The organism is Aeribacillus sp. FSL M8-0235, assembly GCF_038000355.1.
GTDB classification, from domain to species: domain Bacteria; phylum Bacillota; class Bacilli; order Bacillales; family Aeribacillaceae; genus Aeribacillus; species Aeribacillus composti.
The window spans coordinates 423,275-437,533 of the sequence record NZ_JBBOBW010000001.1; the positions used below are offsets into that span (position 1 = coordinate 423,275).

At 34.8% G+C, this 14,259-nt stretch carries 14 protein-coding genes and 1 pseudogene; 7 read left to right on the top strand and 8 right to left on the bottom strand.

The features are described 5' to 3' along the window. The first annotated feature begins 56 nt into the window (after positions 1-56). The 4 genes from NSQ71_RS02210 (at position 57) to NSQ71_RS02220 (ending at position 2,796) form a co-directional block, all read left to right on the top strand. Positions 57-923: a class II fructose-bisphosphate aldolase gene (locus NSQ71_RS02210; RefSeq protein WP_339198512.1), complete on the top strand. Its 867-nt coding sequence runs from the start codon at positions 57-59 to the stop codon at positions 921-923. A 195-nt stretch (positions 924-1,118) separates the two neighbouring features. Beyond that, positions 1,119-1,397 (top strand): transposase, encoded by a 279-nt coding sequence (locus NSQ71_RS18460; RefSeq protein ID WP_445206695.1) that lies wholly within the window; start codon positions 1,119-1,121, stop codon positions 1,395-1,397. A gap of 313 nt (positions 1,398-1,710) precedes the next feature. Beyond that, entirely contained in the window at positions 1,711-2,223 is a 513-nt protein-coding gene (locus NSQ71_RS02215) for a DUF3231 family protein (RefSeq protein WP_311066814.1), read from the top strand. A 330-nt stretch (positions 2,224-2,553) separates the two neighbouring features. After that, on the top strand, positions 2,554-2,796 hold the full coding sequence (locus NSQ71_RS02220; RefSeq protein ID WP_339210894.1) for a WGxxGxxG family protein: 243 nt from the start codon (positions 2,554-2,556) through the stop codon (positions 2,794-2,796). A gap of 18 nt (positions 2,797-2,814) precedes the next feature. Here NSQ71_RS02220 and NSQ71_RS02225 read toward each other — a convergent pair whose 3' ends face one another. After that, positions 2,815-4,176, bottom strand: coding sequence for an IS4 family transposase (locus NSQ71_RS02225; RefSeq protein ID WP_340732629.1), 1,362 nt, complete (start codon positions 4,174-4,176; stop codon positions 2,815-2,817). A gap of 1,176 nt (positions 4,177-5,352) precedes the next feature. Between NSQ71_RS02225 and NSQ71_RS02230 the strand changes: the two are divergent. Continuing rightward, a pseudogene (locus tag NSQ71_RS02230) lies at positions 5,353-5,514 on the top strand (ATP-binding protein); the annotation flags it as partial. Between the two features lie 180 nt (positions 5,515-5,694). On the opposite strand, the gene NSQ71_RS02235 reads toward NSQ71_RS02230, so the two are convergent. From NSQ71_RS02235 to NSQ71_RS02250, 4 genes are all read right to left on the bottom strand, one after another. After that, positions 5,695-6,093: a DUF4064 domain-containing protein gene (locus NSQ71_RS02235; RefSeq protein WP_339198518.1), complete on the bottom strand. Its 399-nt coding sequence runs from the start codon at positions 6,091-6,093 to the stop codon at positions 5,695-5,697. 147 nt (positions 6,094-6,240) lie between these two features. Then, the gene (locus tag NSQ71_RS02240) at positions 6,241-7,422 is read right to left on the bottom strand and encodes an IS701 family transposase (RefSeq protein WP_063388773.1); all 1,182 of its coding nucleotides are present in this window, start codon (positions 7,420-7,422) and stop codon (positions 6,241-6,243) included. Positions 7,423-7,622: 200 nt separating this feature from the next. Continuing rightward, positions 7,623-8,570 carry an ABC transporter permease gene (locus NSQ71_RS02245; RefSeq protein WP_339198521.1) on the bottom strand — a complete coding sequence of 316 codons (948 nt, stop codon included), beginning with the start codon at positions 8,568-8,570 and terminating at the stop codon, positions 7,623-7,625. 14 nt (positions 8,571-8,584) lie between these two features. Then, the gene (locus NSQ71_RS02250; RefSeq protein ID WP_339198525.1) at positions 8,585-9,508 is read right to left on the bottom strand and encodes an ABC transporter ATP-binding protein; all 924 of its coding nucleotides are present in this window, start codon (positions 9,506-9,508) and stop codon (positions 8,585-8,587) included. 1,546 nt (positions 9,509-11,054) lie between these two features. Between NSQ71_RS02250 and NSQ71_RS02255 the strand changes: the two genes are divergently transcribed. Continuing rightward, a complete protein-coding gene (locus NSQ71_RS02255; RefSeq protein ID WP_339199944.1) occupies positions 11,055-11,198 on the top strand; it encodes an aureocin A53 family class IId bacteriocin in 144 nt (47 codons plus the stop codon). Positions 11,199-11,485: 287 nt separating this feature from the next. Here NSQ71_RS02255 and NSQ71_RS02260 read toward each other — a convergent pair whose 3' ends face one another. Together NSQ71_RS02260 and NSQ71_RS02265 are read right to left on the bottom strand one after the other, a co-directional pair. Next, on the bottom strand, positions 11,486-11,770 hold the full coding sequence (locus NSQ71_RS02260; RefSeq protein ID WP_339198529.1) for a hypothetical protein: 285 nt from the start codon (positions 11,768-11,770) through the stop codon (positions 11,486-11,488). 2 nt (positions 11,771-11,772) lie between these two features. After that, on the bottom strand, positions 11,773-12,075 hold the full coding sequence (locus NSQ71_RS02265; RefSeq protein ID WP_013401959.1) for a DUF2089 family protein: 303 nt from the start codon (positions 12,073-12,075) through the stop codon (positions 11,773-11,775). A gap of 568 nt (positions 12,076-12,643) precedes the next feature. Between NSQ71_RS02265 and NSQ71_RS02275 the strand changes: the two genes are divergently transcribed. Continuing rightward, positions 12,644-14,005 (top strand): IS4 family transposase, encoded by a 1,362-nt coding sequence (locus NSQ71_RS02275; RefSeq protein WP_094245809.1) that lies wholly within the window; start codon positions 12,644-12,646, stop codon positions 14,003-14,005. 59 nt (positions 14,006-14,064) lie between these two features. On the opposite strand, the gene NSQ71_RS02280 is transcribed toward NSQ71_RS02275, so the two are convergent. Beyond that, positions 14,065-14,214 (bottom strand): hypothetical protein, encoded by a 150-nt coding sequence (locus NSQ71_RS02280; RefSeq protein WP_340732647.1) that lies wholly within the window; start codon positions 14,212-14,214, stop codon positions 14,065-14,067. Between the last annotated feature and the right edge of the window lie 45 nt (positions 14,215-14,259).

The following is a 14,259-nucleotide window of genomic DNA, read 5'->3' on the forward strand; positions in this document are numbered from 1 at the left end:
AGCAAGTACAGATTTTCCCTAGAAAATAGTCGGTATAGGAAAAGGATGATGAATAAATGCCTTTAGTGACAATGCGAGAGATTTTCGCAAGTGCAGAAGAGGATAATTTTGGAATCGGTGCATTTAGTGTTGCAAATATGGAAATGGTTATGGGGGCGATCCAAGCGGCAGAGGAATTAAGATCGCCCATTATATTGCAAATTGCCGAAGTTCGTTTGAAGCATTCTCCACTTCATTTAATCGGCCCATTAATGGTTGAAGCTGCGAAACAATCTGTTGTCCCAGTAGCAGTTCATTTTGATCACGGTTTAACTTATGAAAAAATCAAGCAGGCACTTGATATCGGCTTTACATCTGTCATGTATGATGGATCACATTTACCTTTAAAAGAAAATATAGAAAAGACAAAAGAAATTGTTAAACTGGCGAACTTCTACGGTGCAACCGTTGAAGCTGAGATTGGAAGAGTCGGAGGAAGCGAAGATGGGTCAGAAGATATCGAAATAACTATTACAGGGGTTGAAGAAGCTGAGAAATTTGCTGAAGAAACAAAAGTAGATGCATTAGCAATTGCAATCGGGAACGCCCACGGCGTATATAAAGGTGAACCAAATTTGCGGTTTGACCGTTTGAAGGAAATTGATGATCGAGTTGAAATACCGCTTGTATTGCACGGTGGATCGGGAATCGAAGAGAATGATTTTAAAGAATGCATTAAGTTAGGAATTAGAAAAATTAATGTTGCTACTTCAACCTTCAACAATGTTATCAATCATATAAATAAAAATGTCCAATCTTCTTGCTATACAGATTATTTTGTGTTTCATCAAGATGTTATCCGTGCCGCATATGAAAATGTCAAATACCATATTGAGATTTTCGGAAGCTCCAATCGAATAGAAAAATTGATGCAAAAAATATAGTTTTCTGTACGCTTATTCCCAAAAGATTTATTCCTGCCGGGGAATCGAAAAGCTCATCCAAGAAAATATGGAGAAACTGGCAAATTTTCTTTACCCAAGCCGAAAGCAGTCATTGCGGATGCAGGATATGGCGGTGAAGAAAACTATATGCAGTTGGTGTTGAGAAAGAGCCTCGATTTGATTTTCTGATTTCTTATGGCACCTACGTACAAGAACAACACACAAATACAAAAAGACATCAAAATTGCGAAAAACTGGACGTATTGTGAGCAAGATAATTGTTTTATCTGCCCAAATGGAAGGAAAGTTGCGTTTAAAAAATACCAAAACAAAAAGGACCCGTCTGGTTATGAACAAAGCTTCAAAATCTATGAATGTGAAGACTGTAGTCATTGCCCTCTAAAATCAAAATGCACGAAAGTGAAAGGGAACTGTAAAATTATTACAATAAAAGGATATGTAGGGTGCATGTAATAAAATTGACCACTTTTTTTGAGAACTGGTCTATAGAATAAGTGAGGACTACTTCCTTACTAAGAAGAAAGGAGGTAGTCCTTTTTTGTAGTCAAATTTCCTATCGAGAAGTACTGTTAGAAGGATTGAAAATTTAACTAAATTTGATGATCTAATCAATGCATTACACAAACTTCTTTGTTCATCCTTCGTACAAAATTCCAATAACATAATAAGTTTTTTTAAAACTTCACTTTCCTTTGCATAATTGTATTTCAATCAATCCATATTATCTAAAGAATGGTGATATATGAATTTTGTTAGGAGGTTTATTATGGGAATTTTAAGCGGTAATCCAAAAGAAGAGCCAATGCACTACGGAGAAATATTTGGCGTATGGTCGTATTTACAAACGGCTAAAGGATTTGTTGCAGGATATCAAACATTGCTCAACCACACAGGCGATAAGGATTTAAAACGTTTTATAGAGGATAGCATCGAAAACGTTTTAAAACCGGAAATACAAGAAATAGAAAACTTGTTAAAAGAAAATGGAATAGCACTTCCGCCATCACCCCCAGAACGGCCAAAAGCATGTTTGGAAGATATTCCAGTTGGTGCGAGATTTGCCGACCCGGAAATAGCTGCAATGCTTAGCAAAGATATTTCTGCTGGTTTAGTGGCATGCAGTACAATTATAGGAGAGTGCATCAGGGAAGATATTGCTTTAATGTTTGGTCAATTTCACGTAAAAAAAGCGCAATATGGTGCTAAATTGCTTAGAATAAACAAAGAAAAAGGCTGGCTAGTTCCACCGCCGCTCAACGTGAAAAGTTCGGATTGCTAAATATGGAAAAGCTTGCGATGCCGCAAGCTTTTACTTTTTAAAAATCGTCTTTTGTATGCCAACCATTCATCACGTTTGTGGAATAACAGTAAATCCCCAATCCCTGCCTTAAAACATTTGATAATAGCTCCCCTTCTTTTATAGAAGATATATACCTTGTAATTGCATTCATTTCTCTTTTTTTACCATCTATTTTTTCTTTAACGCACTCGTTTATTGAATTGAATAGGTTTAAAAATGACGCCCTAAACGGCTTCTATATCTAAAGAATAATTGTTCTTTTGATGGACATATTAAATGTTAACAATTATTAAAAGGGAGGTGAAAACCATGTTAAAAAAAATTCTCCATTCATTTTGCGCTCTATCAGTTGCGTTGATGCTTTTTGGGATAGTTGTCTACGCTGAAAATGACAGCATAGACGTCAATAACAACACAAACAAAATTACTCAAATGGCTCAAAATACAGATGTTGATAATAGTGATGATAATGAAGATACAGATTGGGGATGGATTGGTTTAGTTGGTCTTGCAGGACTGTTAGGGTTAAGAAGAAATGACAGAAGAGATTAGACCCAATATATTTATTACTCAACTTTCGCACACAGAAATATTTAAGCATTGCTTGATATAATTAGGTATAGTGGCCAACCATTTATTCATTTGATTTTTAAAGATGTCCATGTTCAAAGAAACCTCGGCTTCCGCCAAAGTTTGGAAAAGGTCAATAAGTGATTGAAGGGCAGTAATAAAATCTATGTCTTTTACATCTTCGCAAAGGATGTAAAAAAGGTTGCCAAGCGTCTTAGGATCCTCCTCTTTGCGCATTTGCCAAGCAATGAGAATATATCGTGTAAAAACAATGGTTGTATGGCTAATTAACATGTCGTAGGAACGTCCCTGGAATTCTTTCTCTAAATTTAAAAGGGATTTATTGCATTTGAAGAAGACTTCAATGTCCCAACGCATGCCGTAAATACGAATGATCTCTTCATTTTCTAATGTTGTATCTGTGCTGAGAATGGCAAGCCATTCGCTCCGTTTATTACGGTTTCGTACAAATAGAATTTTTACTGGAATTCCATTGTCTAAAGTAGCATAAACGGATCCGAGAATGTCTTTTTTACCCATGTGAGGTTTTGCCAATTTGTAAAGTTGATTCAGTGTGAAACGTTCACCATTGTAAACGTATCGCTGCTTTAATTGCTTCACCAAGCCAATGACAAATAACCCTTTGTTCGTAATCTTCTCAATTAAAGGCGCTTGTGTAAACCAGGAATCCATGAGAACATAGTCAGCTATAATCCCTTTTTCAAGCGCATGATCAAGTAAAGCTGAAGCCACGTCCGGTTTTGATTTCAGAGCTTCCTGGCGACGCTTATAGCCAGATGTTCGTTTATCAATATTGGGATTGATTTCTTGCAGGCGATTTTCCTTTTTCGGTGAACTTAGAAGAGCAAAATCAACGGGAATAAAAGTAAAACTATCGGTCCAGCCAAGGGTAAGCATTTGAAACCCTTTCAAGTACTGATGGGTAGAGTGATCAAAAACCTTAGCCAACAGTTCAACCGACTTACTACGGTTTCTTGAAAAGACAGAATCATCAATCACAAAAGCTGTGACACGATCTTTTGAAGTTAATGGTTGAAGCAGACGGATCATTTCACTGCTTAATGAAAGTAGAAACTTTCTCCAATGATAGGTTGGTGTATTTAAAAAGCGATAGACTGTATCCTTTCCGGGCAGATCCTGAGATCGTTTACTCATAAAAGCACGAAACCAGTTCTTATATTGGAAGACTAAAAGAAAAATCAGTTTGAAAACAGTAAGACAAGAATACCCGGAAAGTTTCGTAATATTCGCTTTTCTTAAATGATATCCAATATTTAATTCGGAAAATCCTTGTTTAATTTCTTTTGGTAATTGCGCAAAGTAGTCTTTATTCGTTATCATAGTGGTGACACCTTTCTTTTGGATTTGGTTTCGTCACCAATATTTTACCAAAAGAATAGGTGTCTTTCTTTATGTTTTAAAAAATGTCAAATGATAATTTTGTACTTCCCAAAACCATTTACATCAAGCATTTAAACAAGATTTTGGACTGCGAAAGCTGAGTATTTAATAAATGTTATTTCATTTCTTATTTTTTTGATTTTTTTTATATTTCTTGATAGTAACCATTACTTATTCTTCTATGTATGGATTTTTTTCGGGCAATGAATTTAATATTTTCGTTAATAAATTTTTACTAAATTCCAATTACGAGGAATATAACATTCCCTTAAAAAATAAGAAAAGACCAAATAGCTAAAAAAACCAATTGATCTTTTGTGTATAAATTTTACAAAACAAAGAAGAAGTAAACACAAGAAAGCGCAAAAGACATAGGGGAACAATGTCAGAAGGATCTAAGGTGTTATGATTTATCCTGACACTATTTATCAGTAAATCCCTTCTTTTTAAAAAGAAATTTGTTAACTATTTCTAGTCAATCTGGTTTTCTTTGATTCATATATGAATCCATTATACTTATAATTAATAATCGTTATTAATTATTTTTACAAGTGCATTATCATTAGTAGATACAAGACCTATAATTTGAAATAGATCCGTTTATTTCCATTCTCGTCTATGAAGACAATATTAAAATTCCTTTCCCTTCTTTCCTTAAGTTCCTTCCTTATAAAATTTAGAGGTATAAACCAACTCACAGAGCCGTAGAAATAAATAAAACTGTAGTTCCCCCATAAATCAGGTTGTCGGTGAACAAATAAATTAACAATCCAGCGAATGGACCAGTTATGTTAAACAAAGTAAGAGCTATCATATTCCAAATTCTATCGTTTTGATTTTTTGCCAAGATTACAACATGATCGTATAGAAATAAGTAGAATCGGTGAAATAAAACGCCACTGCTAATAAACACTGCAGCAAATGATAAAAAATAGGAAGCTGGGGTAAATTTTAAGGTAATATAATTGATTGGATAAAACATTACGGAACAAATAAAACAAAAAATAATTGACCACACCACATAAACAGTACAGAAATAAAGCGTTTATTTGAATTAATTTTTTCTTGTACATTTACTGAATTGTATTCTTCTGCATTTTGCAATTTGAATCACCTCTCTTTATTACATCTAACTTAGAATTTAGTCAATGGAACCGGATCTTTACAGATTCTCGATTAACAGCAGCGTTAGTGGACAGGCTAATTCATCACGCCCATATCATCTCTTTTCATGGCGAGAGCTATAGACTGTCCCACGCATTGTCGAAAAGGAATTAAATGGGTGGCAAACCTCTGCATTTTTAATTGCATTTCTCTGCACTTTTCTATTGCAAAATACATTATATGACTCTAAATTATTAATATTTTTATTATAATTTTGTCATTTCTTCAATAACAAAGAGTAGAAATAGTCAGTATAATGAAATTAGAGAGGGGAATATGTATGTTTAAAGCTACTCATCCTGTCACTTGAGGAGGCTTTCGAACAAAACACATAAGTCCAGCAATGAAATAAAAGATACCAGGAATAATACCAATCCCCGCTGTAATAATTGCAACCAAGACAGCTGTCACAATGAAGATAGTACCAGCTCCTTTTGGGCGTTTATTCCCTTTAATCGTGAAAATTGCTATAATACCTAATATGATCGCAAGAATGGATGCGATTATAAACATTGTTCCCCCTGTGCTCATTATCTTAACCACTGTTTCCAAATCATCCGCCCCATTGCTTGAAAATTCTTTAAGAAATTCTTCGTTATTTCGTAGAAAGAACATAAGCCCACCTAAAGCTATCACTAGTCCGTACGACAAAATCCCTAAAATAGCCAATATTACCTCTACTATTCTTTTCATTGATACTTTATCTCCCTTACTATTTACAAAATGTTATCCAACAAGTTACTAAAAATGCTACTCAACACTACAATAGAATATGTTACTGTAGTTGAGCAATTTTCATTACAATAATTACCATGTAAAAAGAGACAAACGGAGTACCCCTTATGCCACATGAAGCTGTTTTTTAACGACATCAATGGGAATATCTTGTTTCGCTGCATCGTAAATAAACTCCACGAGGCTATGTCCTTTCTTCTTTCGAAGGAAGTCAAGCCCGGTAGAGAAATCGCTGTTGGATTCGACCATACTGTACACATAAGCGAGTTGCACCAAGATCCAATACCGTTTCACCGCCCGACGTTGACGAACGCGGTACCCATCGAGCTTCAGCTGGTCTTTCGCTTGTCGAAAAAAGCATTCGATCGACCAACGCTGGGCATAGTAGCGCAAGATCTCTTCATCGCTTAGCTCCCGGTCGGTGCTCAAGACGCAGTGAAGATGTTCAGGTGTCATCGGCTGATCGGCTTTCCAAGCCAACAACACAACGGCATCATCGAGACCTTTCAGCGCTCCCTCGTAGCGATACACGCGATAACGCTCTTCTCCCACCGTGACGAGATGGGTGTCGTTCGGTTCGATATAGCGGGCAAACTGTTTGGCTTGGATGGCGATGCCTTTTGGATAAAGAACCCGATTCGTCTTGAGCATCGCAATGACGTGGAATCCTTTTTTCAGGCAGGCTTCCACGAGTGTTTTCGATGGGTACCAAGAATCCATCAGCACATAAACAGAACCGTGCACATCCAAAGAAGAAAGCATCTCGATGGCCCATTGACCCTTGCTTTTCCCATCCGCCTTGTCGTAGAGGCGAAACGCAAAGGGAAAGGCTTGCGTCATCGTATGAACCATGAGCCAGACGAGAGAGTGTCCCCAAATCGACTTTTTGTCCGCGTGAGAATAATGCCAATTACACCCTTCAATAGCGTGTTTCGCCTGTGACGAAGGCTTCGTTTTTCGGCAGATCGTATCATCGATCGAAACAAAAATGGGGTGATTCTTTCGCTTGGCCGTTCGTTCCACATGACGAAGCATCCACTGCTGGAGTTTGCGAAGCAAGATTTCTTCATCCCAAGGGCTTTTCGTGAAAAAATGGCTCAGTGTCGTTCGATGGTTGGGATGAAAGCTCTCATGATGCAGATCGGTCAAGGTTCCCACAAATCCTTTCGTTGTCAGCGCATCGATAATATGAACGAGATGCTTCATGACCGGCTTAGAGAAATAAAGGGCCAGCCCCAACATTGCGAAAAACTTGTCGATTCCTTGGTGATGTGGTAGTCTATTCATGAGACATGAACCTCCTTGAGAATGGTTTGGTGACACATCTATTCTAATCAAGGAATCGGGTTCATGTCTCCTTTTTTGTTCGGATGTAAATTTATGTTAGTGAATTTGCTCATCTACAGTATGTTATATAAAATACGTGAAGATCATGAATACAAGCATTGACATCATATCAAGGTTTACCGATTTGAACCTAAATTATTTTATATGCTAATATCCCTTTTTTGAAAAAAGGTAAATGTTATCAACAAGAATATAGTGTAGTACACCGCCAAAATGATTAAGGACATTGGCAATGTTACGTCTTGGAGTATTTTTTCTTGTAGAGCATAAACTGTTAGATCCAAGTGTGGAAAGATTAAAAATTTTGCCCAGGTATATTTTTCTGCTAATAACACAATCATACCGCCAATAGTTGAGGATAGGAACAAAACAAATATTCCGATACCCACGGCCAATGCTTGGCTTTTAAACAAGGTAGATAACATGAAAGCAATCGTTATGATAATCAATAGACTTGGAATATAATACATGACCTTTAAAAAGAATTGTGTCCCCACAACAGCTAACTTTTGTTGGCCATCAAGAGTGGTTTCAAAGATTTTTGCGTTAAAATCCCCGCTCCCGAAAAGAATCAAGCCTACAATATATCCTGATATAATAAGAACAATCAATAACACTATAGAATAGAGTAATACTGAGATATACTTAGACAGAAGGATGACCCATCTTTGATGGGGTCTAATTAATAGCTGTTTGATTGTCCCTTCGGCAAATTCTGATGATACACTTGCACTGCCTACAATAACTGCAAACAGAGTGACCAACATTGTCATGCCTATCACAGTTCCATTCATAAAATGCCAATTACTTACTGCATTTGGATTTATATTTTCATCAAGATAGCGTTGCTTTTGCTCTATTTGCTCCATAATCCATTCCTTATCTTCATTTGGAGCAGCTTCCAAATCCTTTTTTAATTGGTTCAATTCGGTTTGAGTTTCCTCGCGCCAATTATCGCTCGGTTCCCCATATATTTTTTGTTGAATGATGCCTCCAATGACTACAGCTAAAATCAGAATCAAGATGTATATCCAACTAGCCTTTTTCGCAAAAATCTTCACCATCTCATTTTTAATTAGAGAAAACACTAGTCTTTACCCTCCTACTTACCTTTGCCGGTTAATTCTAAGAAACGATCCTCAAGCGTTGTAGTTACTAGATTGATTCTATATACATTGACATTATTCTTCACTAATAGCTGATTAACTACTGCAATTGTCTCTTTGTCTATGTTAATTGAAAACTGTTGGTCACCTACTATTTTTAATTCATCGGTCAACTTATTTTCTTGGAGAAGCTGAACTGCTGTTTCTACATCACTAACCTCAAACACCACATTTTGTAATGATTGATCTTGTTCATTATGTAAGTCCATAGAAGAAACATGAATTAGTTTTCCTTGTTTAATAATGGCAAATCGGTCACACATTAATTGCATTTCTGATAATAAATGAGAGGATACGATAACAGAGATTCCCTCTTTCGTTAAAGAGCGCAAATAATCCCTGAATTCTCTAATCCCCTGAGGATCAAGTCCATTTGTTGGTTCATCCAGTATTAATAAAGATGGATTATGCAATAAAGCTTGTGCTAATCCTAATCGTTGCCGCATTCCAAGTGAATATGTCTTTACCTTTTGGTGAATAACTTGTTCAAGACCTACTACCCTTATTACTTCTTGAATACGTTCCTCAGTGACTTTGTGTCTTGCCATGTTTGCATAGTGCTTTAGATTTTTATATCCGTTCATATATTTATAGAATTCTGGATTCTCTACAATCGCTCCAATTTCACTCATTGCTTCTTTAAATTGCTCATCTAAATTGTAGCCATTCACATACACACTGCCCTTCGTGCGCCCTATCAAGCCCACGATCATCCGTATAATCGTCGTTTTTCCGGCACCATTAGGGCCAAGCAACCCAAATATTTCACCTTTTTCAACGGCGAAACTAACATCATCGACAATCACTTTATTTTTTACTTTTTTCGTTAAAGATCGAACTTCTAGGGCTTTTACTGCCATGTACTCTCTCCCTCTTTCTGCAAATTCCATACTATCAGTCACGATTTTTGACTCTAAAAGGTTACTTACTATTAAATTCTGAAGCATTCATGTTTCACATATCTTCCAATAATTTAAAAGAAGGTTTTAACAAAAGGAGCTACTTTAGATGTTTAAATAGCCTAGAGAAGCAAGCTCATTCCTTTTCTTTAGCTTCACGCATCTTACTAAGTAATAAAAGTAATAAAGGTAATAAAGGTACAACGATAAGTCTAATCATAAACACTTGCGTTTCTCCATGTCTCAAATCGGAGAAATACCCCCACACAATGGATATAATTAGTCCAAAATTATCGGCGGTAGTGCCGATTTCAAAAATACCCTCTCCTTTCCTAATGATTTACCAGTTCTCTAACTAGAGGTAGTACCCATAACGGAGTGACATCTCTTTCCATATCCCCCTTACTAAATTATATTAAACTAAAATTTAATTTTATTCAATTTTTTTTGAACAAAAATAAAATTTATATACCGAATTCATCCTTAGTTTTATTACTTTCTGTACCTTATATCCATTTAAATAAAGACACCTATAAAGCTATTAAGTGTCAATTATCAACCGGCTTTAATTATGAAGTTAACAAGGCAGTTGTCTGAGATTACTTTATAAAACCTCATATGATTTCAATGGTTGTCCTTATTTGCATACCATTGATAATAACGAATTGCTATATCATTAGGAATATCTGAAATTTTCAATACTTGAATTGATTTAGAACGTGTTGAAATTTCGAGACATTCGCTGTAATAGTGATTCCGTCACTTTTAACTCTTAAATTTCATTCGGGTTGTTATAAATAATTTTGTAGAAAAAGATCCAGTTTGAATTTGGATAAAGGAACAACATAGATTGTAGCAACTATACAAACCATTTAATAGTTGTGAAGTATTAATAAGAACAAACAAAGCCACTTATATATACCAGAAATTTGGCCAGAAGTAGAAATTAATCGCTGCAGCTATGATCCAAATATAGCTAGTAATACCGGACGATTTAAAAAAATTTGACAAATTTAATCCAAACACAAGTATACAAATTTCTACAAATCGATTTTATTAACAATAAGGTCGTTTAAAAATGAAGTGTACTACGGATATTTTTCTGGAAGCTTCGTTCCTTCTATAAAGTTGTATCATTTTGTTTATTCTGCACACCATAAACAGGTAATAATAGGAAAATAAAGTTGTTAAAAATATGATTTATCCAGCTTGATCTTCGTTTTTTCTGTTTGTTAAAGACGTTGGTGTTTAATAGATATTAATTAAAAAATAGGGCGCCCTTGTTCAAAACACATTAATATTGAATTTACACTTAACATTATAGAAAAAGTATATTTTTTATTAAATTATTTTACAAATTCAGATAATTTTTGTAAAAAATAAAATAAATGTAAAAACAATATAAAAACAGTAAAAAATCAGAACATTCTATAGACATTTTTTGTAATATATGTTATACCTAATTTCAACAATATTATATAAAATTGGAAATAAAGAGTAAAAATGGATACTTTTTTTGAAAATCGTTGCTCAATTAAGTTCTAAAGCTGCGAAATGGGCTTGGGATAACAAAGATAAAGTGTTAAAGTGGATCAGAGGTGGTATGGCAATTGACTGGATCATTGATAAAATTAATAACATTGTTGGTTAATACTTAATGTATCATTTTATTACTACATCATATAGATTTTGTTCTAGTCCAATTGTTAGGTTGGGATAGGATAGGATAGGATAGGAGAATATTTCAGAATATTTCCTACTCTGTAAGAACCTGAAAGAAAGGGCTACTGCCCTTTCTTTCTTTAATAAGTAATATGCCTTAATTCCTCTTTTTGTTTAACACTAATTGCTCATTCTATTCTGCTCTACCCTAGTAATGTTTTGATCTCATTAAATCATCCTTTAAAAATATACAAGTTTTTGTTACTATCTTTATTTTTATAGATCCCTTGCTTTTATTTTATCTAGTTCTTTCTTTCTTTTCCTAGATAAAGATTCTCTCCCACTAACCCATCCTGATACAAGAAGCACTGTTCCTCCTAATAATGCAAGTATCGCTTCCCCAGATCTTACAGGAAATATATTATTCAGATATCCGTATACAAAAAATCCAATATAAAGCAAGGGTAATATTGCACCTAAGAGCACATGCCCTCTTTTAGAAATTAAATATTGAAAAACTAAAACTAAAACAGCTATCGAGAATTGTAAAATATGTTCCATTTTTATTCTCCCTTTTCCTTTTCCCTTTTGTATTTATCAATAATAATTTTTGCAACATCTAAACTTATACGCTCATCAATGACGAGATTTTTAATCATGTTTACAAATTCGACGTCTTCTTCCTTGCTATGCAATTCGATTTTTTTTATCAATCTGTCTAACATCGTACGTACAGTAGGATAAGATACTTTATAATCGCGCGCCATAGCTTTCAATGATCCAGAATTCAAAATAAACTTTCTTATAAACTCTAATGATTCTTTATCTAGAGATAGTACCCATGATGGAATTTCATCTCTTTCCATATAACCACCCCTTTTAATTATATTAATTCATTTTTTAATTTTATTCAATAATTTTTAAATAAAAATAAATTAATATACCAATTTTTTAAACGATTAACATTCGGTATTTTTATATTCAGTGAACTATCCTCCACCTACGCTTCGTTTAGAAGGAAGACTTCTCGGATAATCTTATCTAACGATACGATATGGAGACAGAACTATCAAGCCGGTACCATGCTCTATATAGGATTATGCTAATAACCGCAATCTTTCCTTTTTGATGTTGAGTGCATTATCCCAATCTCTATCAGCTACAAAACCGCATTTGCATTGGAATGTACGTTCAAATGGGCAACGAATCTTTGACGCTACCACAACAAGAGGTTTGACAAAAATATAGCAAATTACTTTAAAACTCAACTTTCTCACAGTAAATTGGATTTCTAAGCCTTACGGTTAATGGGTTTGTTGGTTGTTTCGAATACTTCTTGACATAAAAATTTGCAAAAAAAAAACACCTCAACTTTTGGTATAGTTTAATTGTCCAGAAAAAACATTACCAAAAGCAGGTGAGGTGTCTCTTATTATGATAACGAATAACAGACTGAACAATCAACTACCAAAAGAAGTAAAAGCTATATTTGATGAACTTGAAATCTTAAAATATTTAAGGAAAGTGGGAATTAACAAGGGTTTCGGTTATTCCTGCGCCTATTTATTCCAACTAGTTTTTAGTTTAGTTTTTGAAGGCAAAAATTTGTTTCGACTTCTTCAAAGTAAAAAAGCTAAAGATTTGCCGGAAAAAAACGCTATTTATCGCTTCTTAAATAACCCTCAATACAATTGGCGCAGGTTTTTACTTGTTTTGAGTACTTTCACCATTATGAAGGTAAGTAGTTTAACGAGACACGACCGTCCGAAAGTGCTGATCGTGGACGACTCATCTTATGAACGAAATCGCAGTAAAAAGGTTGAACTGCTTGCTCGCTGTTTCGATCATTCTTCTCAAAAAATGCGTTATTACAAAGGATTTCGTATGCTTACACTCGGCTGGTCAGATGGTGCTACATTTTTGCCTATTGATTTTGCTTTATTAAGCTCTACGAATTCCCAAATCAATGGGATTGATAACCGAATCGATAAGCGTACATCCGGTTATAAGCGGCGTGTCGAAGCTTTACAAAAAGCGCCGGAAGTTATTCCCAATATGATTAAACGGGCACTTTCTCAAGGAATCGATGCCTCATACGTTTTAATGGATACATGGTTTACCCAACAGCCTTTGATCAAGTCCATTGTGGATCAAGGGTTGGATGTTATTGGAATGGTGAAGGATACAAAACAAAGATATCAAGTGAACGGTGAATGGGTGAGCCTAAAAAAACTATACCAAACAGCTAAACCATCACAACATCAAAAGGGTATTTTGCGCTCTATTCACACAACGATGGCAAATGGCGTACCTGTTAAAGTGGTATTTGTCCGTAATCGTAATAAAAAGAGACAGTGGCTAGCTATTTTGAGTACAGACTGTACTTTATCGGATCAAGAAATCATTCGTATTTATGGGATACGTTGGGATATTGAAGTATTCTTCAAAACAGTCAAATCCTTATTGAAACTCCAAAAAGAGTTCCAAGGAAGATCTTATGATTCCATGATCAGCCATACCACTATTGTGTTTACAAGGTACATTGTTTTGTCTTGGCAAAACCGAGTAAGTACAGATTATCGAACATTAGGCGGCATTTTTTATGAACTTTGTGATGAAATCGATGAACTAGATTGGGCCTTTGCACTTCAACTACTCATTGAAATTCTTGAAGATGCACTTCAAAATGTAAATCAAAAGATTAAAAAATTCATCGAAAGTCAATTACGTAAATGGATTGTAGTTTTGCCTAATTATATCAAGGCTTATTTACCAAAATTGAGCTGCGAAAGTTGAGTTTATTAAAAATCAATAAATGTTTTTTTTTTCTTAGACGGCACAACCAACACAATAAATTAGTTGTGCCTTTTCCATTTCTCTTCAATAGTGTTTAAATATTCATTTGGTTCTTTTTTGAATCTTCTTTGTTTTATATGCTCGCCAATACGTTGTTCCCATTTATTCGCTTCAGTTTTATATGCTGAATAATTAACATTTTTTATCATTTGTAGCCCTTCCTGTTCATTAGAGACATTTTCTACAAATACAAT

What these genes read in the sequence shown, in the direction of transcription:
- NSQ71_RS02280 (WP_340732647.1), bottom strand. Translation starts at nt 14,214, where the DNA reads ATGATAAAAAATGTTAATTATTCAGCATATAAAACTGAAGCGAATAAA.
- NSQ71_RS02260 (WP_339198529.1), bottom strand. Translation starts at nt 11,770, where the DNA reads ATGGAACATATTTTACAATTCTCGATAGCTGTTTTAGTTTTAGTTTTT.
- NSQ71_RS02265 (WP_013401959.1), bottom strand. Translation starts at nt 12,075, where the DNA reads ATGGAAAGAGATGAAATTCCATCATGGGTACTATCTCTAGATAAAGAA.
- NSQ71_RS02225 (WP_340732629.1), bottom strand. Translation starts at nt 4,176, where the DNA reads ATGATAACGAATAAAGACTACTTTGCGCAATTACCAAAAGAAATTAAA.
- NSQ71_RS02240 (WP_063388773.1), bottom strand. Translation starts at nt 7,422, where the DNA reads ATGAATAGACTACCACATCACCAAGGAATCGACAAGTTTTTCGCAATG.
- NSQ71_RS02215 (WP_311066814.1), top strand. Translation starts at nt 1,711, where the DNA reads ATGGGAATTTTAAGCGGTAATCCAAAAGAAGAGCCAATGCACTACGGA.
- NSQ71_RS02210 (WP_339198512.1), top strand. Translation starts at nt 57, where the DNA reads ATGCCTTTAGTGACAATGCGAGAGATTTTCGCAAGTGCAGAAGAGGAT.
- NSQ71_RS02250 (WP_339198525.1), bottom strand. Translation starts at nt 9,508, where the DNA reads ATGGCAGTAAAAGCCCTAGAAGTTCGATCTTTAACGAAAAAAGTAAAA.
- NSQ71_RS02220 (WP_339210894.1), top strand. Translation starts at nt 2,554, where the DNA reads ATGTTAAAAAAAATTCTCCATTCATTTTGCGCTCTATCAGTTGCGTTG.
- NSQ71_RS02275 (WP_094245809.1), top strand. Translation starts at nt 12,644, where the DNA reads ATGATAACGAATAACAGACTGAACAATCAACTACCAAAAGAAGTAAAA.
- NSQ71_RS18460 (WP_445206695.1), top strand. Translation starts at nt 1,119, where the DNA reads ATGGCACCTACGTACAAGAACAACACACAAATACAAAAAGACATCAAA.
- NSQ71_RS02235 (WP_339198518.1), bottom strand. Translation starts at nt 6,093, where the DNA reads ATGAAAAGAATAGTAGAGGTAATATTGGCTATTTTAGGGATTTTGTCG.